Consider the following 23,761-nt stretch of genomic DNA (forward strand, 5'->3'; position numbering starts at 1 on the left):
GGATGCGATCATGCCGGATGTGGCCCTTCAGGCCTCGGGCCTGAGCAAACAATTTATCAGTGGTGGCGAGCCGGTGCCGGTGTTTTGCGGTGTGTCCCTGTTGCTCAAGGCGGGTGAATCCCTGGCGCTGATGGGACGTTCCGGTTCCGGCAAAAGCACTCTGCTGAACCTTTTGTGTGGCCTAGAACGCCCGGACGAGGGCGAGATCTGGGTGGGCGGACATCGGGTTGGCGCTGCCGGCGACAGCCCGAAGGAACAGCCAGGGCAGTGGGCCGGCCTTCGACGCCAGTCTCTGGGGGTGGTGTTTCAGGACGCCAACCTGATGCCAGCACTCACCCTGCTTGAAAACGTCCGGCTGCGAGCCAGCCTGGCCGGGCAACCGGACGGTCAGGGTCCCGAGTGGCTCAATCGTCTCGGGCTTGCGGGCCTTGAACATCGCTATCCGGATCAGGTGTCTGGTGGACAGCGCCAGCGGGCGGCGCTGGCGATGGTGTTTGCCATGCAGCCGGAGGTGATTCTTGCCGATGAGCCGACCGGCAGCCTGGACCGACACACCGCCGATGAGGTTGCCGACCAGTTGTTCCGGCTCCAGCAGGAAACCGGTTGTGCCCTGGTGCTTGCCACTCACGATCCCGAGTTGGCGGCCCGATGCGGCCAGCGGCTCGACCTGGCCCATCCGGGTCGACAGTCTGATTGCCAATGAATCCCTTCCTCGCGCAGATTCTGCATTACCGACGCCACCCCTTTCAGCTGCTGGCCCTGGTGATCATGATTCTGGTCGCCACCATGTTATGGAGCGCGGTCAGCCAGTTGACCGCTCAGGCGCGCACCAGCATGGGCCAGAGCGAGCAGGCCCTCGGTACGCGGTATCAGGTTCAGCGAGCCGATGGGCAACCCGTTACCGTTGAAGACTTCGTCACCCTGCGGCGTGACGGTGCCTGCGTGATGCCCTGGCTGGAGGTGGACTCATCCACCCGGGCCGGGCGTATTGTTGGGATCGATCCCCTGTCGGTCGCCTGCCTTGCCGATGACACGGTGCCTGGTGCTCTTCAGGGCAGTCCACTCGATGGTCAGCCATTTATGGACATTGGCGAGGCTGCCTCGCTGGCCCGAACCGAACCCGAAGCAGCGGAGCGGCTGTACCTGATCGGCGCCGATTCGATATCGCCGGCCAACCTGCCCCAGGGGTACCGGCTGACGGACTTTTCCACAGGCCCGGAGACCGGCGAGCTGGGAGAGAGTTTCCTGTTAAACCTGGATGCCCTGGCCGTGCTGGTGCTGCTGATCACCGCCCTGCTGCTGCGCAGCGTCCACCAGTTGGGCATGGCCCAGCGCCGTGCCAGCTTCGCGCTGCTGTTTCGCTACGGTGTAACGCATTCCTCGATCCGACTTGGGCTGTTTCTGGAGACCCTCACCCTCGCCCTGGTCTGCGTGCTACCCGGCGTGGCACTGGGGCTGTGGCTGGCGAATGGCCTGGCGGGCGGCTTTGGCCAGGCCATGGCGTCTCTGTTCGATACACCCGTCTATGCCGGCCAGGGTAATCACTGGCTGAGTATCGCGCTGGTGATGGCCGGGGTGGTGCTGGGGGTGTGCCTGCTGGATGAGCTTGCACCCCGGCTCACCTCTGTTTCCGACAACCTGAAACAACGACAGGTTCCGATCGCCGCTGGTGTTCTTGTTCTGGGTCTCGGGCTGGTCTGGGCCGGTAAATCCCTCCCGGTGGTCTTCCTGGCCGTGGGGCTGGTGTTTCTGGGAGCCGGATTCCTAGCCCCGGGCATGGTTGCCGGCATCGCCCGCTGGTGGGCACGTTCGGCGACCGATCCTCTGAACCTCTGGCAATACGCGGAGCTGGATGTGCTGGCCCGGCGCCTGGCTTTTCCCCTGGTGGCATTACAGTTTGCGCTGGCACTGGTGCTGGCGGTTCAGGCTCTGGTGACCGTGTTCGAATCCACCTTTGATGACTGGTTGTCTCAGCGGCTGGCTGCGGATTATTACGTGGAGGTGCCGCCCTCGGCAGACGCTACCAGCGCGGCAAGCTGGCTGGCATCGCGACCGGACCTGATTGAGCCGGGTGCCTGGCATCGGGTGGTGCGGGGGCGGGCGGCACTGGCGTTGCCGGAGCAAGGTAAGTCGCAGGGCATCGATGTCTTTTCGGTCGGCCCTGTCAGTGACATGTTGCATCAGTGGCGGTTTCTGGACGCCATTGATGCCCCCTGGGCTGCGTTCAGCCGGGGTGAGGGGCTGATGGTGAACGAGCAGCTGGCGATGCGGGAAGCGGTATCCGTTGGCGATACCTTGAGCCTGGCGTGGGGTGACCAAACCGTGACCCTGTCGGTACTGGCGATCTACGCCGACTACGGCCGACCGGCGGGCGAGGTACTCCTGCCCATGGACCGGTTGCCGGAAACCTTTTCGGCCACGTTTGAAAGCCTTTCCGTCAGCCTTGCCGCGGCACGCTTGCATGAGTTGGAACGAGGATTGAAAACTGTCTGGCAGGTGGAGGATGTCGTCATCCGTGACAATGGCCGTATCAAAACCCTGGCCCACGAGGTGTTTGACCAGACCTTCCTGCTCACCCGTCTGATCACGTTCGTAACGCTGCTGTTGGCCGCCGTATCCCTGTTGATCATGGGCTGGGTCTTCTTCTCCACGCGGGCCTGGTATTACCAGCTACTGACCGTGTGGGGCCTGGGCCAGCGTGAGGTCACCTTCCGCCTTGCCCGGCTGGCCGTTGGTCTGACCGGTGGCATCGTTTTGCTGGCCTTGCCACTTGGTATCTGGCTGACCTGGGTGCTGGTGCACCGCATCAATCCCGTGGCGTTTGGCTGGTCATTGCCCATGGCTGTTTATCCAGGCTTCTGGCTGGAGCTGGGCGTGCTCAGCCTGTTGATTGGCCTGAGCATTGCGGGGCTGATGCGCTGGCAGTTGCGCCACGCCCACAGTCGGCCCTTGTCCGCCAGTGACGTGACCGGAGGGGAGCGATGAGGCTGATACTGCTGTTGAGTGGTTTCCTGCTGCTGGCGGGGTGTTCGGACGACACCACCAACCAGGGCTTTGCCGGCCTGGCTGAAACTGCGGATGCCAGTGAGTATCTGCAACCCCGGCCCGGAGATACGCTGGTCTTTCCGGAGGATTATGGCCCTCATCCCCAGCACCGCATTGAATGGTGGTACCTGACCGCCAATCTGAAAACGGGTGACGGCAAGCCCGTTGGCCTGCAGTGGACCCAGTTCCGGCAGGCAATTCAGCCCCGATCGCCCGAGATACCATCGCCGGAACCAGGCAGCTGGACACTGGATGCTGCCTGGATGGCTCACGCTGCGATCAGTCTTGGTGGAGAGCATCGCTTTGCCGAAAAGCTGGCCCGGGGCGATGTGGGCCACGCCGGGGCCGAACCGGAACCGCTCCGTGTCTGGCTGGATAACTGGCAACTGCGGCAGCAAAAGCCGGGTGTTTGGCACCTGAGCGTTCATGCCCGGGAATGGGGGTACGACCTCACGCTGACCATTAATGGCGATCCGGTCGCCCACGGGGATCGGGGGTTCAGTGCCAAGTCCGCCAGTGGCGAGGGCTCCATGTATTTCAGTCTGGTGGACATTGCCCTCGAGGGGCAGATCACCCTTGGTGAGCAGATCGTGCCCGTGTCCGGGAAGGGCTGGTTCGACCGGGAATGGAGCAGCCAGCTCCTGAAAACCGGCCAGCAGGGCTGGGACTGGTTTGCCCTGCATCTGGACTCCGGCGACAAACTGATGGGCTTCCAGCTTCGCGAGGAAGAAGGGGGATTCAAATCCGGAACCTGGCTTCCGGCCGATGGGGAGCCCGTTCCCCTGAGCCCGGATGCCTTGGAGCTGAAGCCCGAGGAATTCCGCCACGGGCACCCTGTTCGTTGGCGATTACAGGTGCACGGCTATGGCGTGGACGTGTCGGTGAAAGCCAGACCTGGCAATTATCTGAATATGGGACAGTTCCCGTACTGGGAAAGCCCGGTGGACGTGGACGGCAGCCATTCGGGCGTGGGGTATATGGAACTGACGGGGTATGCCCGTGATGGGGCAAAGGATTAAACGCGCCTTTCAGGGAAATCGGGCGGATGCATAGCGTCTCTGGACAAGGTTAGCTAGAGTTCTGTTTTTGAAACCATTTGCGCTGACTGTCTGGTCGAGTCTTTGCGAAATAACGAACTCATCGAAGATTCTGAATCACACAGGCCGTGGCCAACTCACTGTTCAGGGGCTTGGGGTGTCTATGGACGTTTCGATTCAGACTGCCAGTAGGGAACATCTGACGGGGATCCACGAATTAGTGCTCCAGTGGGGCTATCAGGCAAGCGAACACCAGACCCTGGAATGGCTCGATGCCTTGAATAACTCCGCCAATAACCAGTTGTTTGTCGCCCTTTCTGGTGACCTTGTTGTGGGGTGGGCTGCTGTTGAGAAACGCATAACTCTCGGCAGAGGTCATATCGCCGAGATTACGGGGCTGGTTGTGAGGGCGGGATTCAGGCGGTCGGGCGTAGGGAAGGTTCTGGTCAGCGCTGCTGAGCAATGGTCGCGGGCTCTGGAGCTTCCGCGGGTGGTGGTACGCTCGAATGTGACGCGTGCGGAGGCGCACCAGTTTTATCCCTCAGTGGGCTTTGAGCTCACGAAGACGACAAACGTGTATGAGAAAGATCTCAGCAATCCTGCTGATGCAACATCCCCATCTGCCTGATACCCATGTCGAATTTAAGTTAGAGGAGAACACGCATGTATCAGGACATTATCGGCTTCTGGTTTTCCGAGCTGAAACCCGAGCAGTGGTGGCAAAAGGATGCGGAGCTGGATGCGCTGATTGAACGGCGGTTTGGTGCGTTGCATGCACAGGCCAGTGCGGGTGAGCTTTTTCCATGGCGTGAAACACCCTCGGGTAGCCTTGCGGAGGTCGACTTTCTCAAACAACCTGATTCAAGCTTCTAGGTCACCGACACCCGACGCTGATTATAAAAATAAGGGAACCTGATCCATGAATTTCGGCACCATTCTGAGCGTTATCTTTCTTTTCATCTGGGGCGTAGCGATGTCCGCTCATTCCCAGGACCTGACAAATCTTCTGCTGGTTAACGCGGCTGTTCAGATGCTGCTGTTTATCGTGGTCGCCTGTATTCCGTTTCTGAGAACGGGGCGGATGTCTTACGTCGACATCGCCTGGCCGTTCGGCGTGGCCCTGATTGGTGTGCAACTGCTGCTGTTCGCCGATGGCGATATTGTGCGCAAGATTGCGGTGGGAGCCGTTTACCTGTTCATCGGCTTACGGATGGGTATGGGAGCCGTGGTTATGGGAAGGGCGACTGGCGTCATCTTCAAAACGGAGTTTCCCCGCTACCAGTACCGCAAGATGATGTTCGAGAAAACCGGCTCCCGGAATGCCAGGATGCACATGCTCGCCGAGATCCTGGCCCAGGGTATTGCCAACATGTCCGTTCTTGCCTTGCCGGGATTTTTGATCGCCACCAATACCAGCCCCTCGATTTCCGGCTGGGAGATTGTCGGAATCCTGGTTTGGGCGGTTGCCTATATTCTTGAGACCGTCGCCGATACCCAGAAGCTCCTGTTCATTTCCAAGTCCGAGAACAAGGGTGGGGTCTGCAATGTCGGGCTCTGGAAGTACAGCCGCCACCCGAACTACTTTGCCGAATGGCTGGTGTGGACCGGACTGGTGATCGCCACAGTACCATCCTGGCTGGCGCTGCAGGGCACCGAATCGTTCTTCGTCTGGCTGGTGCTTGGGGTCGGCGCTCTGTGTGCCTCCATTATGCTCTACATCACCCTGGTGTATCTGACCGGCGCCAAGCCGGCGGAATACTACTCGGTTCGCAAGCGCCCGCAGTACCGGGAATACCAGGAGACAACGAGCATGTTCTTTCCCTGGTTTCCGAAAGAGGATGCCAGGCCGGTCGGATTGGACGAGGTGACCACTCGGCGCGGATCCAGTGACTAGGCTGAGGGGATCTGCTGTCATGGCTTGTGTTTCACCGACACCCGCTCTGTCATGAAAGTTGTTTGTGAAACCGAACGACTGGTTATTCGGCAGTTCGATCTGAACGATGATGGCTTTATCCTCCGGTTGCTGAACGAAGAGTCTTTTATCCGTTATATCGCGGACAAAAACGTGCGCACTCAAGCGGATGCCATTGCCTACCTGAAAAACGGCCCGTTATTGAGCTATCGGGCGTTGGGGTTTGGTCTGAATATGGTGACGCTAAAAGGGTCCGACGTCTCGATTGGCATGTGCGGACTGCTGAAACGAGATCAGTTGGAGTATCCAGACCTCGGTTTTGCATTTTTGCCGGAGTTCTGTGGCAAAGGTTATGGGTTTGAAGCAGCGAAAGCGGTTCTCCAGACTGAAATGATGGATGCCGGTCTGGAGACCGTTATGGCGGTTACCCTGCCGGACAACCTGAGTTCGAATCGTCTCCTGAAGCGTGTGGGCTTTCGTTTGAGTGGCACGACCGAAGTGAATGGATCACAGAACAATCTGTACGTTTATCACCGGTAAAAATCCCCCGACGGAAGTACCCCTGTGGCCTGGGCCCTCTATACTCAATTCCTACTCATGAAATGGAGGATGAGACATGGGCAAAATCGCACTTACCTTAGCTTCAGCTCTGTTGGTCGCGCCACTCTGTGCGCTCGCCGAAAGTATGGTTTCGGATGCGCCGGAAAATGCTGAAGCGTATTTCATTCAGCCAATGGACGGTGCAACGGTGGATGGCACCTTCAAGGTGGTGTTTGGCTTGCGGAATATTGGCGTTGCGCCCGCGGGTGTGGAGAAAGAGAACACCGGGCACCATCATTTGCTGATCGATACCGACATGCCGTCGGATTTAACTCAGCCACTGCCAGCGTCCGATCAGGTCAAGCATTTCGGTGGTGGGCAGACGGAGGCTGAAATCACGCTGCCACCCGGCGAGCACACACTGCAGCTTCTGCTGGGCAACCATCTGCATGTGCCGCACAATCCGCCGGTGGCCTCTGAGCAGATCTCGATCACCGTCGAGTGAGTGAGCTCCGCCCGTTGAGGTCTAGAGTTCCATCGGCGGCGGCGTCAGACCGGAAAACAGATCCTGGATGCCGTGATGCCATTGCTGGCGAAGCACCTGGAAATACTTGCAGTCCTCTTCCACCCGGTGCATCAGGCTTGGCTGTAGCGAGCCTTTCCGGTAAATGGCGATGTCCAGAGGCATCCCCACCGACAGGTTGCTCTTCATAGTGGAATCGAAGGAGATAAGCGCGCATTGATACGCCCGATCGAGGGGAGTGTCGTACGTGACCACGCGATCCAGGATCGGCTTGCCATACTTCGATTCGCCAATCTGGAAGTAGGGAGTTTCTTCGGTGGCTTCGATGAAGTTGCCTTCCGGGTAGATGTTAAACAGCCGGTGTCCGTCACCCTGGATCTGGCCGCCGAGGATCAGCGAACAACTGAAGTCCACGTGGCTGATCTTGCCATCTGGGTTGTCCCGCTGGATCACTTCGCGCATGGTCTGGCCGACAAGTTCTGCGGCGTCGAACATGGTTTCGGCGTTCAGGATATTGGGTTCGTTGGTGCCCGCCCTGCGCTCGAGCAATTTAACCACGCTCTGGCTGGTGGCCAGATTGCCTGCGGACAGGACCACCAGAGAGCGTTCACCCAGCTGCTCAAACAGGTGCATCTTGCGGAAGGTGGCAATGTGGTCAAAGCCGGCGTTGGTCCGGGTATCGGATGCGAACACCAGTCCTTCGTCCAGCCGCATAGCTACGCAATAGGTCATTCGGCACTCCTGGGTACGCGCTGTCTATCGAGCGTAGTCTAATCACAAGCACAGACGAAGTGTGAGTGTTTTTTTATGCCCTTCGTGCGATCGGCCTACTGGCTGCTGGCGCGAATCACCCGGGCAATGGTTTCCATCTGCTCGGTGCCGCCGCCCGTTCGGACACCCCGCACCGGCGCGGCGTCCTGGTAGTCCAGACCAACGGCCAGTTTGATGTGACTTTCCGCCACGTTCAGGGTGTTGACCACGTCGAAAGTGTGCCAGTTGCTGCCAATCCAGGCCTCGGCCCAGGCGTGGGTCGCCACATGATCGACATCCGCCGAGTGTATGTAACCGCTCACATAACGGGCTGGCACGCCTATGTGGCGGCAGCAGGCGATGAAGATGTGGGTGTGGTCCTGGCAGACGCCGGCGCCCAGTTCGAAGGCTTCCCGGGCGGTGTGGGTGACCGTGGTGGCGCCCGGCATGAACGAAATGTGTTCCCGCAAGTGAGTCATCAGTTTTACCAGACTGCGCTTGTTGGCCGAATACTCATTGGCAAAGGCCTTGAGCGCCTCGTCTGCGTCGGTGAGATCGGTCTGTCGCAGGAACACCTGGGGCGGGAAGGGGGAGTCGTCCCTGGTCAGGGGCTTGCCGGTCAGGTCGACCACGCCCTCGGCCACCAGGGTGATTTCCGGGGCGGCGTCGGTCAGGGTCATGACGGTGACCAGGTTGCCGAAGCCATCCACCATCTGGCTGGTTTCGCCCGGGGTGCGCAGTTTCCAGTCGTGAATGCGTTGCTGGGGGGTTGTTCGGGGCGTCAGCCGGATGTACTGGATGCTGTCCTCGATGGGGGATTCGTAGGTGTAACGAGTCTCGTGGTGAATCGTCAGTTTCATTATTTCCACCCCATGAAGTCGTTGCGGATCTGGCTGGTAATGCCTTCGATCCGGTCGAGGAAGTCCACCAGATACTCGTGCAGTCCCCGTTCGGCGATGTACTCCTTGTCGCCGTAGCGCAGGTTTGCAGCAAGGCTGGAGGCCGCTCGGCGGGAGCGGCGTCCGGTTTCGCCTTCTATCTCTTCCAGCAGCAGGGCAATATCTTTCAGGCAGCTGCGCAAGGACCTGGGCAGATCCGGGTTCAGGATGAGCAGTTCAGCAACTTTCATGGGCTCCAATTCGTGCCCGTAGGTGTTCTGGTAGGCCTCGAAGGCGGCCAGCGAGTGCAGCACCGCAGTCCACTCGAAGAACGACTGGGTGGAATTCTCGTCCATGGTCTTCATGGCCATAACGTAGCGGATGTCGAGTACCCGGGCGGTGGTGTCGGCCCGCTCCATAAGGGTGCCCAGCCGAAGGAAGTGAAAGGCATCGTTACGCAGCAGGGTGCCATAGGCGGCGCCCCGGAACATGTGGGAGCGTTCCCGTACCCAATCAAATACCTGGCTGGCGTTGGATTCGGTGATGCCCTGCTTGCGCAGTTCCTTCATGTCGAGCCAGGCCTGGTTGACGCTTTCCCACACATCGGCAGACAGGTTGCCGCGCACGTGCAGGGCGTTGTCCCTGGCATTGCGAATCATGCTGAAGAGGCTGGATTGATGGCGTTCATCCAGTACCAGGAAGTCCAGCAGGTTCTGCGGGGTGATTTGCTGATGGAATTGGTAAAAGGTTTCGGTCGCACCAGAGACCAGCAGGGGAACCGACAACTGTTCGACCCGATCTTCTGGTACGTCGATCAGTGCCATGGTCAGGCTCATGTCCAGGAGTCGGGCCTGGCTTTCTGCGCGCTCCAGGTAGCGGGCCATCCAAAACAGACTGAAAGCAGAGCGACTGAGCATCATAGGTCGGCCTCCAGAACCCAGGTGTCTTTGGTACCGCCACCCTGGGACGAGTTGACCACCAGGGATCCTTTTTTCAGGGCTACCCGGGTCAGTCCGCCCGGAACCATCTGGATTTTCTTGCCAGACAGCACGAACGGTCGCAGGTCCAGATGGCGAGGGGCCACGCCCTCGTCAACAAAGGTCGGACAGGTGGACAGACTCAGCGTGGGCTGGGCGATGTAGTCGTCCGGGCGCGCCCTGAGCAAGCTGCGGAACTCGGAGATTTCTTTCTTGCTGGCCGTCGGGCCGATTAGCATGCCGTATCCGCCGGCACCCTGCGCCTCCTTCACCACCAGTTCATCCAGATGATCCAGCACGTACTGAAGGTCCTTTTGCTTGCGGCACTGCCAGGTGGGCACGTTTTTCAGTATGGGTTCTTCGTCGAGGTAGAAGCGGATCATGTCCGGCACGTAGGGGTAGATGGACTTGTCGTCCGCCACGCCGGTGCCCATGGCGTTGGTGAGCACCACGTTGCCTGTCCGGTACGCCGAGTACAGACCAGGCACGCCCAGCATGGATTGCGGGTTGCCGGCCAGCGGATCGAGGAAATCGTCGTCAATCCGGCGGTAGATGACGTCTACCTGCTGGGGACCAACGGTGGTCTTCATATACACCTTGTTCTGGTGCACGAACAGGTCGGCGCCTTCCACCAGCTCCACCCCCATTTGTCGGGCCAGGAACGCGTGCTCGAAGTAGGCGCTGTTAAACCGGCCCGGGGTCAGGACAACCACGGTCGGGTCCGGCTTAAGTGAGGCGGCCCTGAGGGTTTCGCCCAGCAGGTTCGGGTACTGGTCAACCGGTGCCACCGAGCTGTGGGCAAACAGTTCGGGAAACAGCCGCATCATCATGCGGCGATTCTCCAGCATATAAGAGACACCGCTGGGGCAGCGCAGGTTGTCTTCCAGAACGTAAAAGTCACCATCGTTGTGGCGGATCAGGTCAATGCCCGCGATATGAGAGTACAGATTGCGCGGCAGCTTCAGCGCCTGCATGCCCGGCTGGTACTGGGGATTGGCAAAGACCTGCTCGGCACTGATGACGCCGGCTTTGACGATGTCGTAGTCGTGGTAGATGTCGAACAGGAACTTGTTGAGGGCGTGGACCCGTTGCTTGAGGCCCGCCTGCAGTTTTTGCCAGTCACTGGCAGAGATAATCCGGGGAATCAGGTCAAACGGAATCAGGCGGTCAGCGCCCTGGTCTTCGCCATAGACATTAAAGGTGATGCCCAGGCGCTGGAATAACACGTTGGCTTCACGGCGTTTTTCGGCGATGAGGCCTTCGTCGGACTTTTCCAGCCACTGCTCAAGCATGCGACAGTGGGGGCGGACTCTGTTGTTCTCGTCGAACAACTCGTCATACAAACCGGGGGCCGGTGTCTGTATATGCATGATTCCGTGCGTCTCCTTCGACGGTGTTCGTTCATTTCCTCCGCAGTTACCGGCGGGCTTCCTGTTAAACAGCAAATGCCACGCCAGCCGGGGGAATTTTTTCTTGTAGGACTGTATCTTAGGAAAGCACGGCCTTGTGAAGACTGTCAATTGACACCGGAAACGAAAACAGGCGATCCGGGGATCGCCTGTTTGGTTTTCGTGTGCCCTCGGGGGTTATTCGAAGGAGGTTGCACCAATTCGGTGAACGCTCACGTCCGCTCCCTTGAACTCTTCTTCTTCGGTCAGGCGCAGACCGGAAATGGCGTTGACGATGCCGTACACAATCAGACCGCCAACAAACGCCACCAGCACGCCGGCCACCGAACCGATGATCTGGGACATCAGGCTGACGCCGCCCAGGCCACCGAGGCTTTCCTGACCGAAGATGCCGCAGGCGATGGCACCCCAGACGCCACACACACCGTGCAGCGGCCAGACACCCAGTACGTCGTCCAGACGCTCGATCTTGTCCTGGGCCCATTCGAACATGTAGACGAAGATGGCACCGGCAATACCGCCGGTGACCAGGGCGCCCACCGGGTGCATCAGGTCAGAACCGGCACACACGGCAACCAGGCCGGCCAGCGGACCGTTGTGAATAAAGCCCGGGTCCTTGCGACCGACGACCATGGCCACCAGCACACCGCCGACCATAGCCATCAGACTGTTTACCGCCACCAGGCCACTGATGCCATCCAGAGTCTGGGCGGACATTACATTAAAGCCGAACCAGCCCACGGTGAGAATCCACGCGCCCAGTGCCAGGAACGGGATGTTGGACGGTGCAAAGGCCACCACGCGACCGTTGCGGTAACGGCCAGTACGGGCGCCCAGCAGCAGAACAGCGGCCAGTGCAATCCAGCCACCGACCGCGTGCACCACAACGGAGCCAGCGAAGTCGTGGAAGGATGCACCAAATTGGTTCTCAAGCCAGCCCTGGAAACCGTAGTTGCCGTTCCAGATCAGGCCTTCGAAGAACGGGTAGATAAATGCCACGATCAGGCCGGAGGCGATCAGCATCGGGTAGAACCTGGCGCGCTCGGCAATACCGCCGGACACAATAGCGGGAATGGCCGCCGCAAACGTCATCAGGAAGAAGAATTTAACCAGCTCGTAGCCGTTGCCAGCGGTGAGTTCACCGGCGCCGGTCATGAAGTGGCTGCCGTAGGCAATGTAATAGCCGATGAAAAAGTAGGCGACGGCGGAAATACCGAAGTCGGTGATGATCTTCACCAGGGCGTTCACCTGGTTCTTGTGCCGCACGGTACCAACTTCCAGGAAGGCAAAGCCGGCGTGCATGGCCAGTACCATGATGGCACCGATAAGGATAAACAGCGTGTTGGCGCTTTCGGTCAGGGTGTGTACTGCACTCGCAATGTCCACGGTTTTTCGCTCCTGGTGTGAGTTCGGGCCTCTTCCGGGCCTTTATGCATTAACGAGGTGCAGATAAGCAAATAGCGTTCCAAAATGATGCAAAATCAGGGGTGGCAGGTTTGGTCAGCAAGTTTTCTGGCAGGAGGGCGTGAACTTTGGGAAATTAGTGCACTTTAGTGGTGCGGTTTGTGCGAGCTTGCACCATTAAGGTTTGCTTTTGTGTCGAGTCAGATCTGGTCCGGTGTCAGTTTGTCCCGTTCCTGCTGTTCTTTTTGTTCTTTCCAGGCGGCGTATTCGTGCAGATCTGACTCAAATAACTTCAGGCACAAGGCCACCACGCCGGCATCATCAAGAAATCCAAAGCCGAAAATCAGGTCTGGAATGACGTCCAGCGGGTTCATCACGTAGATGAGTGCGCCGGCTACTGCTGCGATGGTTTTCCAGGGCACACTGCGGTAGTTTCCGTACCAGTAGTCGCGGATCATGGAAAACATCAGCCGGATGTCGGTGCCGAATCGTTCGAGCCTGCCACTGTTCCTGACCTTCTCTTCAATGGCTTTTTGCCGTTCCAGCAGCGTCTCCAGGTCTTGCCGGTGGACCTTTTCGGACTCTTCCTTCAGTTGTTTCTCGGCGTTTTTCTGGCTGAACAGGGCCATGAATAAACATCCTGTGTGCAGGTTAAGGGTTCATGATCGCTCAAGGTCGGGCCGATGCCAACCGCCGATGGGGTCAGCGCGTCGGGTAGTGATGGCGAAGGTGATCGGGGATTTGCGCCAGTTGTTTCTCGATCAGGGCGGTCATGGCGTCGCTAATGGGGCCGGTATCCGTGCCCGGCTCGACAATGTCCAGCAGGTGGCTGACGGCTTCGGCGGTGGACAGGGCGTCAGGCCCCGGGGCCTTTCTGACGATGTAGCGAGACGGCGGGGCCTGCTGAAAGTGAAACGCCGGCAGTGCCTGCAGGCCGGGATTGGTGTGCAGAATACGGGCGGCTTTGCGCCAGGTGCCATCAAGCACGACCCAGTGGCTGATGGCGGCCAGATCGGCGTGTTCAACTGGCTGGCTGCGGGGGCCGGGGAACAGCAGCGCCGTGGTATCCGACAGCGTTGTCGGGTCGAAGCCGCCCCGGCGAAACTGGTCCGGTGTTTCGCCCACCAGTACCCGGAGCCTGTCGAGACAGCGCTGGAGAATCCGCACGGTGCCCTTGGGCCGGTCGACCTCCGTTGGGTGCTGGAGAATGGTGATTGGGGTTCGATTCGCCACTGGACGGCAGTGGGCGCACACGCAGATGTTCAGGTGCAGGTTGCAGTGAGGGCACAGGTCACGAGGCATGGTGGTGATTACGGAGTCCCGTCAACCAGATGAACGGTTACCACCAGGCTTTGCCCCACATCTCCGGATTGGCCCAGTGCTTGGAGTTATTCCATTGCCGTTTGTGGTTGTAGTTGTCGAGATTGTAGGTGTAGAGCGCAATAGCGCCCGTTTCCAGCTCCGGGTCTGTGTGGCGACGGAATCCGAGGCCAATGAAATCCTTAAAGGCCCAGTCCGGTGACTCCCCGACCAGGACCGCAATCTGGTGAGTGCCATAGTTGCGCAGTTGACCCAGGAACAGGGCACCTTCATCAAATGACAGGTGTTCCAGGGTGTCTGACACCAGTGCAAGGTCGTGAACCGATTCCAGTGGCAGGCGGGCATTGGGGTCTTTAGGATCCAGATCGGTTATCCGGGTGTCTGAAAATTCCCGGGCCCAGAGTTCGGTGATTCGGGCGGCCGTCGTGCCGCAGCTCACGACAGAACCTGGTTTGCACGAATCCATGACCGCGGCAAGTGCCGCGGGCAAGCTGAGACCGGAATCGGCTTGGTTGTCTGACATATTGTCCTTCGCCTGATGGTTATCGACGTCGATTGAGTCTAGTCCGAAGGTGGTCCGGCAACACGATAACGTCTTTCCGGACGCCCCACGGCTCCATAATTTACCTCGGCCAGCAGTTCGCCTGTGCTGACCAGATACTCCAGGTAGCGCCGGGCGGTGGTGCGGGACGCTCCCATTTGCTGTCCGAGGGCCTCGGCATTCCAGTCGCCACCTTCCTGTAGTACGTGCCGAATCGTCTCCAGGGTCAGTGCGTCGATGCCTTTGGGCAGCCGTTGGGGTGTTTTTTGCTCCGGTTCGGCCAGGCTTCTGGGAAGCAGGGTATCCACCTCCCTCTGCTCAAGCCGGTGCAATGTGGCCAGCCGCTGGTGATGCTGGCGGTAGTTCTCGACGGCTTCTTCCAGTCGCTCGAACACCAGGGGTTTCAGGATGTAGTCGAAGACACCACCGCGCAAGGCACTGCGCAGGGTGTCGACCTCTTTGGCGGCGGTAATGAGGATGACATCGCTGGCCCGGTCGTTGGCCCGCAGTTCCCGGAGCAGGTCGAGGCCATTGCCGTCCGGGAAATACACATCCAGCAGAATCAGATCGGGGGAGAGTACGTCGATCTGATCCCGGGCATCGGTCAGGGTGTGGGCAATGCCGCAGAGTTCGACATGCTCCAGGCGTTCAACATAGCGCCGCTGGATTTCAGCAATCTGGCGATCGTCTTCCACAATCAACAGTCGAATGGGGGCCACCACTTCTGCTCCGTTCACAGGTGATCTTGTCTGCCCGGATCTTTGGGCAGGTACAGTGTAAACCGACTGCCCTCCGGCTTCAGGTTCTCCACGGTAACTGAACCGCCCCAGCGCTCCACAAACTGGCGCACCAGGAACAGCCCTATGCCATGGCCAGCATGCTCCTTGGAGGAAACGCCCCGTTCGAAGATACGCTCCTGCTGGTCTTCGGGGATCCCTGGCCCCTGATCTTCCACCTCGAAGATCAGGTCATGGCCTAGGTCGGTCATGCTCAGGCACACCCGCCCGCCGGCGCCCCGATACTGGCGGGTGGCTTCCAGGGCGTTGTCGATCAGGTTCCCCAGCACGCTCACCAGCTGATCCCGTGGCAGGTCCGCTGGTACATCGGACATCTGGCTGTCGGGATCGATATCCAACCGCAGCCCCATTTCCCGGGCCCGGTTGTATTTGCCCAGCAGGCAGCCGGCAATAACGGGGTCGGGAACCGCCTCCAGCAGTAGGTGGATCAACGCCTGGTGATCGCTGACCTCGTTACCGATCAGCGCCAGGGCTTCGTCCTTGGCGTCAATCTGAATCAGACCTGCGATAGTGTGCAGCTTGTTGGAGTACTCGTGGGTCTGGCTACGCAGGGTATCGGCGTACTCCATGATGCGGGTGAGTTGCTGGCTGATCTGGTCCAGTTCGTCCCGCCGGCGGAAGCTTGAGACCACACCGATGATGTCATCGCCCTGGCGCACGGGCAGCCGGTTGACCACCATCTGCTGGCCGCGGAACCATACCTCCTTGTCGAAATCCGGTACACCGCTCTCCAGAACGCTCATCAGCTCCCCATCGGGCAAGACGGCACTGATGGCGCGGCCGGTGAGTTGGATGTCCGGGTCCAGGCCCAGGTTCTCGATGGCAGTTCGGTTAAAGGTCGTGATGGTGCCGTCCCGGTCGATGGCGATAATGCCTTCTCGCACCGATTGCAGGGTGGCGGCCTGCTCTTCAAACAGACGGGCAATCTCTTCCGGTTCCAGGCCAAAGATGGCGCGCTTGAACCGACCGGCGATGAGCACGGCCGCTAGTACACTGCCCACCAGCATCAGGCCCAGCACCCCATACAGAACCAGCTCGTACCGGCGAATGCTGGCAAGCACCTGATCCAGTGAATAACCGACCGAGACAATACCAATGATGTCCCGGGATGCGGGGTCAACGATGGGGGCTTTGCCTCGCATGGAGTCCCCCAGGCTGCCCACCGCTCTCGACACATAGCCTTCGCCCTGTTTCAGGGCGCGGATGCCGTAATCTCCGTCGTCGTCTCCCATGGAGTGGCCGATACGGTTGGGATCCGGGTGGGCCAGGCGAATGGCGTCACGGTCGCCGATCACGATGAACAGCGCCTGATTGGTTTCGGCCACACGCTGGCTGAGCGCCATCAGCGCCGGACTGTCTCCTTCGCGCACCCCGTCAATCACGGCCGGCATGGCGGCAACGGTTTTTGCCACCATCAGGGCTCTCTGGCCAATCTGTTCGTACAGGGACTCGCTCAGGTAGTAGCCGGCAAAGCCGCCGATCAGGAGGGTCTGCATGGCGCCCACCAGACCGAGGGCCAGGATCATGCGGGTTTTGAGTTTGAGCTTGCGCAGCATGGTGTGGGGGATTCTCTGAATGCAGCGTCAGGTATTTGGCCCTGAGGGTAATGCAGGTGCTGGTGAATTGCCCGTGAACTTAATGAACAAAACGCGCAAAACGTTTTTTAAACGCTTTACGCGCACAAACTGTCGATCACGGGTAGTCAGTATTTACCCTCGCAACTTAACCGGCCTTCTGGTCAGGCATGGGTCTTTTGACTATGCCTTAGGTTCGGTCACAACAACAAACGTGAGGTGACACCAATGCTGATGAAACGAACTCTGTCTTTTGTGGCGGCGGCTGCCGTCAGTTTTCACGCCTGGGCCTGGGAACCGTCCGGCAAAGTAGAATGTATCGCGCCGGCGGATCCGGGCGGCGGTTGGGACTTCACATGCCGTAGCGTCGGGCAGGTGCTGCAGGATCTGGATCTGGTGCCAGGTAACGTGCAGACCATCAACATGGCGGGTGCCGGCGGCGGTGTTGCCTTCGCCCACACCGTGAGCAAGCGCCGGGACGACGATAAGCTGATCGTCGCCGCTTCCAATGCGACGACTACTCGTCTGGCCCAGAAGCAGTTCCCGGGTATGGATGCCGGCATGGTGACCTGGGTTGGCGCTATCGGCGCGGATTACGGCGTGATTGCGGTGAGCAAGGACTCCCCCTACCAGAACCTGAACGAGTTGCTGGAGGCGATGAAGTCCGACCCACGTTCCGTCAAGTTTGCCGGTGGCAGTGCTCGTGGTGGCTGGGACCACCTGAAAGTCCTGATTGCGGCCAAGGCGGCGGATGTGGATAACCTGCCCAAGGTGCCTTTCCTGTCCTACAACAACGGTGGCGAAGCCCTGACCCAGGTTGTCGGTGGCCAGGTGGATGCCTTCACCGGTGACGTGTCCGAAGTGACCGGCTTCCTGGAGTCTGGTGACCTGCGCGTGCTGGCGGTGTTGTCCGAAGAGCGCCTGCCGGAGCCGTTCGGTGATATTCCGACCGCCCGTGAACAGGGGGTGGATGCCATCGGTGCCAACTGGCGCGGTTTCTACATGCCGAAGGACGCCTCCGACGAAGCCAAGCAATACTGGACTGAGGCGGTTCAGACCATGTACGACAGCGACGAGTGGAAAGCGGTCATGAAGAAGAACGGTCTGATTCCGTTCCAGCCGGAAGGCGACTTCACCGACTTTGTTGGCCAGCAGATCGACGCTGTAGAAACTCTGTCACGTGAAATCGGACTGCTTAAATGAGCAATCGCGGTGATCGTGTCCTCGGACTGATTCTGTTGGTGCTAGCCCTGGCCTATGGCTGGGGCGCCCAGCAGTGGCCCGAGCCCTTCGGCGGTGCCGAGGAAGTCGGGCCCGAGACGTTCCCAACCTTGTTGGCGATTGTCCTGGGCCTGTCCAGTCTGTACCTGATGTTCAAGCCCGACCCGGATGCCGAGTGGCCGCTCGGTAAGACGGCGGCTGAGCTGGGGCTGGCGATGGTGATTCTGGTTGCCTACGCCTTCCTGCTGGAGCCCCTGGGGTTCATTCCGGCCACCACGATGGCCGTGGGTGCCCTGAGCTGGCGTATGGGCGCAAAGCTATTGCCAGCCTTTATGACCGGCCTGATCAGTGCTGTCGTGGTGTTTGTGATCTTCAACTATGGCCTGTCTCTGAGTCTGCCCGCAGGGCCGTTGGGAGCTGAGTGATGGAAACCTTACAGTTTCTGATCGACGGCTTTGCTGTCGCATTAACGCCCTACAACCTGATGTTCGCGCTGTTCGGAGCCTTTATTGGCACCCTGATTGGCGCATTGCCGGGACTGGGCCCTGCCAATGGCGTGGCGATCCTGATTCCGTTGGCCTTCACCCTGGGCTTGCCGCCGGAAACCGCCATGATCCTGCTCACCTCGGTGTACGCGGGGGCCATGTACGGCGGGCGGATATCGTCCATCCTGCTGAACATTCCCGGTGACGAACCGGCCATGATGACCTGCCTGGATGGCTACCCCATGGCCCAGAAGGGCCGTGCAGCTGATGCGCTGGCCATTTCCGCCATTGCGTCGTTTTCCGGTGGTCTGATCGGTACCCTTGGCCTGATCCTGCTGGCGCCGGTTCTGGCCCGATTTGCCCTTACCTTCGGCCCCGCGGAATACTTCGCCCTGTTCATGCTGGCGTTTGCCACCCTCGGTGGCATTACCGGCAAGAACCCGGTGAAGACCATTGTGGCCGCGGCGCTTGGTGTGATGATCTCGACGGTAGGCATCGACATCGCCACCGGTACCCAGCGCTATACCTTCGGGGTGCTGGAACTGTTCGAGGGCATTGACTTCATCCTGGCCATCGTGGGGCTGTTCGCGATCTCCGAGCTGTTGTTCTTCATCGAGTCCAAAGCCGGTGCCGGTCGTGAACAGGTTCAGGTGGGCAAGCTCACCCTGACCGCGAAGGAAGTGGGAGCCACCGTACCGACCCAGGTCCGGGGCGGTATTCTGGGCTTTATTTCCGGCGTGCTGCCGGGTGCGGGTGCGTCCCTCGGTAGCTTCATCAGCTACACCCTGGAGAAACAGTACCTGGGCAAGCGTGGTCGCTTCGGTGAAGGGGATGCCCGTGGCATTGCGGCTCCGGAAGCAGGCAATAACGGTGCGTCCTCGGGTGCGCTGGTCCCCATGCTGACCCTGGGTGTGCCGGGCAGTGGTACTACCGCGGTACTGCTGGCGATGCTGATTTCCCTCAACATCACCCCGGGGCCGCTGATGTTCACCCAGAACGCCGACATCGTCTGGGGCGTGATTGCTGCCCTGCTGATCGGTAACGTGCTGCTGCTGGTGCTGAACATCCCACTGGTGGGCTTCTTTGTGAAGCTGCTGTCGGTGCCGCCGATGTACCTGTTGCCGATCGTGACCATGGTGGCCTTCGTGGGCATCTACTCCATCAGCCACAGTACCTTCGATCTGTATTTCATGATCGCCTTCGGTATTGCCGGTTACATTCTCCGTAAGCTGGAAATCCCCTTGGTGCCGATCATCCTCGGTATGCTGCTGGGGCCGGAGATGGAGAAGAACCTGGGCCACGCTCTGGTGTTGTCGGACGGTGACTGGGGCATTCTCTGGGGCTCGCCGTTGGCCATTGGCCTGTGGGGCTTTGCTGCCCTGGGGCTGGCTGCGCCTTACCTGATCGGCCCCCTGCTGCGTCGACGCATGGGGGCGGCTATCAAGGAAGGGCCGGAGAGCGATTAAGCCTCTGACCGAAAGTCCGGGAAACCGAAAACGCCGGCCCTGTGCCGGCGTTTTTTTGTTGGAGGCTGGATGCCTTTGGCACCCGTAATCGCTCACTTGGGTCCCCAGGCGGACAATTGGGATGGAGGGGGCAAAGGGTGAGGGTCCCAGCTCCACTTCAGAAGCTCAAAATTGACAGCGACTGAACGGGAATTTATGCGATTCCCTATGAAGGAACCTCAGAAAACATAAATGAAGCCAATACCGATTTCCGCTTCATAATCATTTCGAGAGATCGGGCTGTCTCTGACATCACTCCCATAGATTTCGTAAAGAGCTTCACCGAAGATCTGCCAACTCTCGTTCAGGTAATTTCGATAGTTAACGTTGAAACCGGTTGATCTGTACCCGCTATCCACATCGGTTTCCGGAAGGCCCGAGTTTATCGACTGTTGTGTGTTTACGCCAAAGTCCCGGTTGGCCAGTTTACTATCGTGGAAAGTGACAGCGGCGCCAACTTCCCAGCCAGTGCCGTTGGGTTGGCAACCCAAACAGGTTCCTGCGCCGATCAGTCCGAGCGTACCGATTTCTCCGGCCAATACACGGCCATCCAGAAAGTAACGCCAGTTTTCGGCAAGGGCACGACGCACTTCCAACAGCACTGTCACCCCGGAATTCGATTCGCCCAACCCGTCCAGTCTGCCATCTTCGGAATCGCCCTCTTCCCGGCCTTCTTCGTAGCCTAAAGAGGTTTGAAACAACCAGGCATCCCTGGCAACGGTTCGCCACCCAATGGCTTCACCTGCCCAGAAAAAAACATGTTCGCCCGTTCGCCACTGAACGCCCCCAGCCGGATCGACCTCAAACTCAAATTCGTCCGAACCCTCATAGGCGGACTCATATTCAACGCCGAGCCCAAACCCGACACCCCAGCCATCGCCATCTGTGAAATCGACGATAGAGGGAAGCGGAACGAGCGGGGTTCTCGTCTCTGTCGCATTTACCGATCCAAAACATGAAATAGCGCCAAAAAATGGGAGGAATGGAAGGGCTAGTTTTTTCATTGTTTCTTTTCCTGTGAACCGGCAAGTGATGACACGAGTCACTCAGCTACATCATAGATCATCCGCTCTAAAGCGCCTGCGCGGTCATCGTTGCTCGACACCCGCTGTCCAGATCGCGTTGGGTAAACAGAGCCCGTGGCTTATGTCACCACAGCGTAGGCGAAGCGGCCAGGATATGAGGTCAAAACATGTGCGGTAGGAGTGCAGTCAGGAAATAGGCCAGTCTGCTGCGTCCACCGAATGTAATCCCACGGGCTGCTCAGCGTGCCCACCCCACCGGTCGACGAAGGTGCCCTGAGGGTCATACTGGGCGGCCTGCTTGTCGAGGTTGAACTGCCTCAGGCCCCGTGGGTCCGCCCCCACCCCGGCCAGATACTGCCAGTTGCCGTAGTTGCTGGCGACGTCGTAGTCGATCAGTTGCTGTTCGAACCAGGCGGCACCGTAACGCCAGTCCAGTTCCAGTTCGTTGATGAAGCTGCTGGCCACCAGCTGTCGGGCCCGGTTGCTCATATAGCCGGTTTCCCGAAGCTGGTTCATGGCGGCGTTGACCAGCGGATACTCGGTGTTGCCCTGGCACCAGGCCTTGAACCGCTGGGGGTAGAAGGTGGCTGGCCGTTGTTTGCGCTGCACACCGTCGCGCCGGAACAGTGCCGCCCCGTGCTTCAGGGCGTACCAGTAGAAATATTCCCGCCACAGGAGCTCGAACCAGAGCCAGTAGGTGGACTCGTTACTGGTTTGCTCACGTTCATAGTCGCCGATCGTCTCGGCCACTTCCCGCACGGACAGGGAACCGTTGGCCAGCCATGGGGAAAACTTCGAGGAGCTGTCCCAGCGGTCCAGCTCGTTGCGGGTTTCCTTGTAGCTGGCGATGCCGTGGGTGTTGAACAGGAAACGCTCTAGCTGGGCCAGACCGGCCTGCTCGCCACCGGCGAACCGGCCCGGATGCTGCGGCTCGGAAATGGGCGGGCAGTCGCCCCGGTTGTCCTCTGGAAATCCGGGCGGAGGGGGTAGCGCCGAATGGGTGCGTATGCGCAGGCGTTCGCAGGATCGGTCGCCGGTTTTCTCCACCAGTTTGCGGAACTGGGAGAAGGTATCGGGCAGATCGTCCAGCGGCATTGGCAAGGTGCTTTGGGTAAACAGACTGAGTGTTTCGAATTGCTGGCACAGAGTGTCGGGCAGCCGTTCCTTGATGGCCAGCCACTGTTTTGCTTCACGGGTGCCGGGCAGTCGGGAACGGACGACGCGGGCCAGACGATGCCGATGCACCAGCTCCGGAATCACCTCCTCCGGATGGCCGAAGGCGATGTGCAGCCGTTGCCCTACCGGCCTCAGGCTCCGTTCCAGGGACATCAGGCTCTGCCACAGAAACCGCCATCGATGGTCGCCCATGGTCAGGCATTGGCGTGGGCCGGGCTGGAACCAGCGCGGGTCCACCACGAACACGCACAGCAGCAGGTCGGACTTGGCCGCCGCCAGCAGGGCCGCGTTGTCGTGCAACCGCAAGTCTCTGGTAAACCAATAGAGGGTGTTCACGCAGGCTCCTTTTTCATGATGCCGGTTTTCAGAGTACCGATCAGGTGTCATGTAACTGTTTACGTGGCCGGTCCCGCCGGGGATTATCACGCCGGCCCGCCGATGGGTGCCGGAAACAACCGTGCTTGCCGCCTTATGGCTGCTACAGTTAGGAGGAAATCAGCCATGAAGCCAGCCTGGAGGAATTGTCGTGATCAAATCCCGCGCCGCCGTTGCGTTTGCCCCCAACCAGAAACTGGAAATTGTTGAAGTGGATGTTGAACCACCGAAGAAAGGCGAGGTGCTGGTTCGCATTGTGGCTACCGGTGTCTGCCATACCGATGCTTACACCCTGTCCGGCGCGGACCCCGAGGGCCTGTTTCCGACCATTCTCGGGCACGAGGGCGGCGGGATCGTCGAGGCGGTAGGCGAGGGAGTCACCAGTGTGGAAGTAGGCGACCATGTGATTCCGCTTTACACGGCAGAGTGCGGGCAGTGCAAGTTCTGCACCTCGGGCAAAACCAATCTGTGCAGCTCGGTTCGGGCCACTCAGGGGCAGGGCGTGATGCCGGACGGGACCTCGCGTTTCAGCTATCAGGGCAAGCCGCTGTACCACTACATGGGCACGTCGACCTTCTCCGAATACACAGTGCTGGCGGAGGTGTCGCTGGCCAAAATTCCCAAGGATGCACCGCTGGACAAGGTCTGCCTGCTGGGGTGCGGTGTGACCACGGGCATCGGTGCGGTACTCAATACCGCCAAGGTGGAAGAGGGCGCGACCGTGGCGATTTTTGGCCTGGGTGGCATCGGGCTGGCGGCCATTCTGGGAGCCACCATGGCCAAAGCCAGTCGCATCATTGCCATCGACATCAATCCGGAGAAATTTGAGATTGCCCGCCAGCTGGGGGCCACGGATGTGGTCAATCCCAAGGATTACGACAAGCCCATTCAGGAAGTCATCGTCGATATGACCGATGGCGGGGTCGACTATTCCTTTGAATGCATCGGTAACGTGAACGTGATGCGGGCCGCGCTCGAGTGCTGTCACAGGGGCTGGGGCGAGTCGGTCATCATCGGGGTAGCGGGCGCCGGTGAGGAAATCTGCACCCGTCCGTTTCAGCTGGTCACCGGCCGGGTGTGGCGGGGTACCGCGTTCGGTGGGGTGAAAGGCCGGACGGAGCTTCCCGGTTATGTGGAAAAGGCCCAGCGCGGCGACATCCCGCTGGATGTGTTCATCACCCATAATATGCCTCTGGAAGACATCAATAAGGCCTTTGACCTGATGCACGAGGGCAAGAGTATCCGCACGGTGATTCACTTTTGACCG

At 59.6% G+C, this 23,761-nt stretch carries 24 protein-coding genes; 12 read left to right on the forward strand and 12 right to left on the reverse strand.

The genetic code is table 11. The annotated features are described in order from the left end of the window. The first annotated feature begins 10 nt into the window (after window positions 1-10). The 8 genes from K8I84_RS13305 to K8I84_RS13340 all read left to right on the forward strand — a co-directional run bounded on the left by K8I84_RS13305 (window position 11) and on the right by K8I84_RS13340 (window position 7,039). Window positions 11-703 (forward strand): ABC transporter ATP-binding protein, encoded by a 693-nt coding sequence (locus K8I84_RS13305; RefSeq protein WP_223795264.1) that lies wholly within the window; start codon window positions 11-13, stop codon window positions 701-703. Then, window positions 700-2,985: an FtsX-like permease family protein gene (locus K8I84_RS13310; RefSeq protein WP_223795265.1), complete on the forward strand. Its 2,286-nt coding sequence runs from the start codon at window positions 700-702 to the stop codon at window positions 2,983-2,985. The genes K8I84_RS13305 and K8I84_RS13310 overlap by 4 nt, the downstream gene beginning before the upstream one ends. After that, the gene (locus tag K8I84_RS13315; protein ID WP_223795266.1) at window positions 2,982-4,064 is read left to right on the forward strand and encodes a lipocalin-like domain-containing protein; all 1,083 of its coding nucleotides are present in this window, start codon (window positions 2,982-2,984) and stop codon (window positions 4,062-4,064) included. The genes K8I84_RS13310 and K8I84_RS13315 overlap by 4 nt, the downstream gene beginning before the upstream one ends. 181 nt (window positions 4,065-4,245) lie before the next feature. Then, a complete protein-coding gene (locus tag K8I84_RS13320; protein WP_223795267.1) occupies window positions 4,246-4,710 on the forward strand; it encodes a GNAT family N-acetyltransferase in 465 nt (154 codons plus the stop codon). Between the two features lie 35 nt (window positions 4,711-4,745). Continuing rightward, window positions 4,746-4,955 carry a DUF924 family protein gene (locus K8I84_RS13325; protein WP_223795268.1) on the forward strand — a complete coding sequence of 70 codons (210 nt, stop codon included), beginning with the start codon at window positions 4,746-4,748 and terminating at the stop codon, window positions 4,953-4,955. A gap of 46 nt (window positions 4,956-5,001) precedes the next feature. After that, window positions 5,002-5,976, forward strand: coding sequence for a DUF1295 domain-containing protein (locus K8I84_RS13330; RefSeq protein ID WP_223795269.1), 975 nt, complete (start codon window positions 5,002-5,004; stop codon window positions 5,974-5,976). A gap of 51 nt (window positions 5,977-6,027) precedes the next feature. Beyond that, the gene (locus K8I84_RS13335) at window positions 6,028-6,534 is read left to right on the forward strand and encodes a GNAT family N-acetyltransferase (RefSeq protein ID WP_223795270.1); all 507 of its coding nucleotides are present in this window, start codon (window positions 6,028-6,030) and stop codon (window positions 6,532-6,534) included. 76 nt (window positions 6,535-6,610) lie between these two features. Then, the gene (locus tag K8I84_RS13340) at window positions 6,611-7,039 is read left to right on the forward strand and encodes a DUF4399 domain-containing protein (RefSeq protein WP_223795271.1); all 429 of its coding nucleotides are present in this window, start codon (window positions 6,611-6,613) and stop codon (window positions 7,037-7,039) included. A 21-nt stretch (window positions 7,040-7,060) separates the two neighbouring features. On the opposite strand, the gene K8I84_RS13345 is transcribed toward K8I84_RS13340, so the two are convergent. The 10 genes from K8I84_RS13345 to K8I84_RS13390 all read right to left on the reverse strand — a co-directional run bounded on the left by K8I84_RS13345 (window position 7,061) and on the right by K8I84_RS13390 (window position 16,689). Further along, the gene (locus K8I84_RS13345; protein WP_223795272.1) at window positions 7,061-7,789 is read right to left on the reverse strand and encodes a proteasome-type protease; all 729 of its coding nucleotides are present in this window, start codon (window positions 7,787-7,789) and stop codon (window positions 7,061-7,063) included. A 95-nt stretch (window positions 7,790-7,884) separates the two neighbouring features. Beyond that, window positions 7,885-8,667 carry a transglutaminase domain-containing protein gene (locus K8I84_RS13350; RefSeq protein WP_223795273.1) on the reverse strand — a complete coding sequence of 261 codons (783 nt, stop codon included), beginning with the start codon at window positions 8,665-8,667 and terminating at the stop codon, window positions 7,885-7,887. Then, a complete protein-coding gene (locus K8I84_RS13355; protein ID WP_223795274.1) occupies window positions 8,667-9,605 on the reverse strand; it encodes an alpha-E domain-containing protein in 939 nt (312 codons plus the stop codon). The genes K8I84_RS13350 and K8I84_RS13355 overlap by 1 nt, the downstream gene beginning before the upstream one ends. Then, window positions 9,602-11,032 carry a circularly permuted type 2 ATP-grasp protein gene (locus tag K8I84_RS13360; protein ID WP_223795275.1) on the reverse strand — a complete coding sequence of 477 codons (1,431 nt, stop codon included), beginning with the start codon at window positions 11,030-11,032 and terminating at the stop codon, window positions 9,602-9,604. The genes K8I84_RS13355 and K8I84_RS13360 overlap by 4 nt, the downstream gene beginning before the upstream one ends. Window positions 11,033-11,248: 216 nt before the next feature. Further along, a complete protein-coding gene (locus tag K8I84_RS13365; RefSeq protein WP_223795276.1) occupies window positions 11,249-12,457 on the reverse strand; it encodes an ammonium transporter in 1,209 nt (402 codons plus the stop codon). Between the two features lie 218 nt (window positions 12,458-12,675). Further along, window positions 12,676-13,104, reverse strand: coding sequence for a YkvA family protein (locus K8I84_RS13370; protein WP_223795277.1), 429 nt, complete (start codon window positions 13,102-13,104; stop codon window positions 12,676-12,678). 73 nt (window positions 13,105-13,177) lie between these two features. Next, a complete protein-coding gene (locus tag K8I84_RS13375; RefSeq protein ID WP_223795278.1) occupies window positions 13,178-13,777 on the reverse strand; it encodes a tRNA-uridine aminocarboxypropyltransferase in 600 nt (199 codons plus the stop codon). Window positions 13,778-13,814: 37 nt separating this feature from the next. After that, the gene (locus tag K8I84_RS13380; protein WP_223795279.1) at window positions 13,815-14,318 is read right to left on the reverse strand and encodes a DUF6231 family protein; all 504 of its coding nucleotides are present in this window, start codon (window positions 14,316-14,318) and stop codon (window positions 13,815-13,817) included. A gap of 38 nt (window positions 14,319-14,356) precedes the next feature. Further along, a complete protein-coding gene (locus tag K8I84_RS13385; protein WP_223795365.1) occupies window positions 14,357-15,055 on the reverse strand; it encodes a response regulator in 699 nt (232 codons plus the stop codon). A gap of 14 nt (window positions 15,056-15,069) precedes the next feature. Next, window positions 15,070-16,689 carry a sensor histidine kinase gene (locus K8I84_RS13390; protein ID WP_223795280.1) on the reverse strand — a complete coding sequence of 540 codons (1,620 nt, stop codon included), beginning with the start codon at window positions 16,687-16,689 and terminating at the stop codon, window positions 15,070-15,072. A 246-nt stretch (window positions 16,690-16,935) separates the two neighbouring features. Here K8I84_RS13390 and K8I84_RS13395 point away from each other — a divergent pair, with 246 nt between their 5' ends. Genes K8I84_RS13395 through K8I84_RS13405 form a run of 3 tightly spaced genes read left to right on the forward strand, consistent with a single transcriptional unit; the run spans window position 16,936 to window position 19,879 of the window. Continuing rightward, window positions 16,936-17,910 (forward strand): Bug family tripartite tricarboxylate transporter substrate binding protein, encoded by a 975-nt coding sequence (locus K8I84_RS13395; RefSeq protein ID WP_223795281.1) that lies wholly within the window; start codon window positions 16,936-16,938, stop codon window positions 17,908-17,910. Continuing rightward, the gene (locus tag K8I84_RS13400) at window positions 17,907-18,353 is read left to right on the forward strand and encodes a tripartite tricarboxylate transporter TctB family protein (RefSeq protein WP_223795282.1); all 447 of its coding nucleotides are present in this window, start codon (window positions 17,907-17,909) and stop codon (window positions 18,351-18,353) included. Before K8I84_RS13395 ends, K8I84_RS13400 begins: the two co-directional genes overlap by 4 nt. Then, on the forward strand, window positions 18,353-19,879 hold the full coding sequence (locus K8I84_RS13405; protein ID WP_223795283.1) for a tripartite tricarboxylate transporter permease: 1,527 nt from the start codon (window positions 18,353-18,355) through the stop codon (window positions 19,877-19,879). The genes K8I84_RS13400 and K8I84_RS13405 overlap by 1 nt, the downstream gene beginning before the upstream one ends. 218 nt (window positions 19,880-20,097) lie before the next feature. On the opposite strand, the gene K8I84_RS13410 is transcribed toward K8I84_RS13405, so the two are convergent. Together K8I84_RS13410 and K8I84_RS13415 are read right to left on the reverse strand one after the other, a co-directional pair. Continuing rightward, window positions 20,098-20,922: a MipA/OmpV family protein gene (locus K8I84_RS13410; RefSeq protein WP_223795284.1), complete on the reverse strand. Its 825-nt coding sequence runs from the start codon at window positions 20,920-20,922 to the stop codon at window positions 20,098-20,100. A 207-nt stretch (window positions 20,923-21,129) separates the two neighbouring features. Continuing rightward, window positions 21,130-22,455, reverse strand: coding sequence for a DASH family cryptochrome (locus K8I84_RS13415; protein ID WP_223795285.1), 1,326 nt, complete (start codon window positions 22,453-22,455; stop codon window positions 21,130-21,132). Between the two features lie 190 nt (window positions 22,456-22,645). Here K8I84_RS13415 and K8I84_RS13420 point away from each other — a divergent pair, with 190 nt between their 5' ends. After that, a complete protein-coding gene (locus K8I84_RS13420; protein ID WP_223795286.1) occupies window positions 22,646-23,758 on the forward strand; it encodes an S-(hydroxymethyl)glutathione dehydrogenase/class III alcohol dehydrogenase in 1,113 nt (370 codons plus the stop codon). Window positions 23,759-23,761: the final 3 nt, after the last annotated feature.

The sequence above is a fragment of the Marinobacter sp. F4216 genome, from assembly GCF_019931195.1.
GTDB classification, from domain to species: domain Bacteria; phylum Pseudomonadota; class Gammaproteobacteria; order Pseudomonadales; family Oleiphilaceae; genus Marinobacter; species Marinobacter suaedae.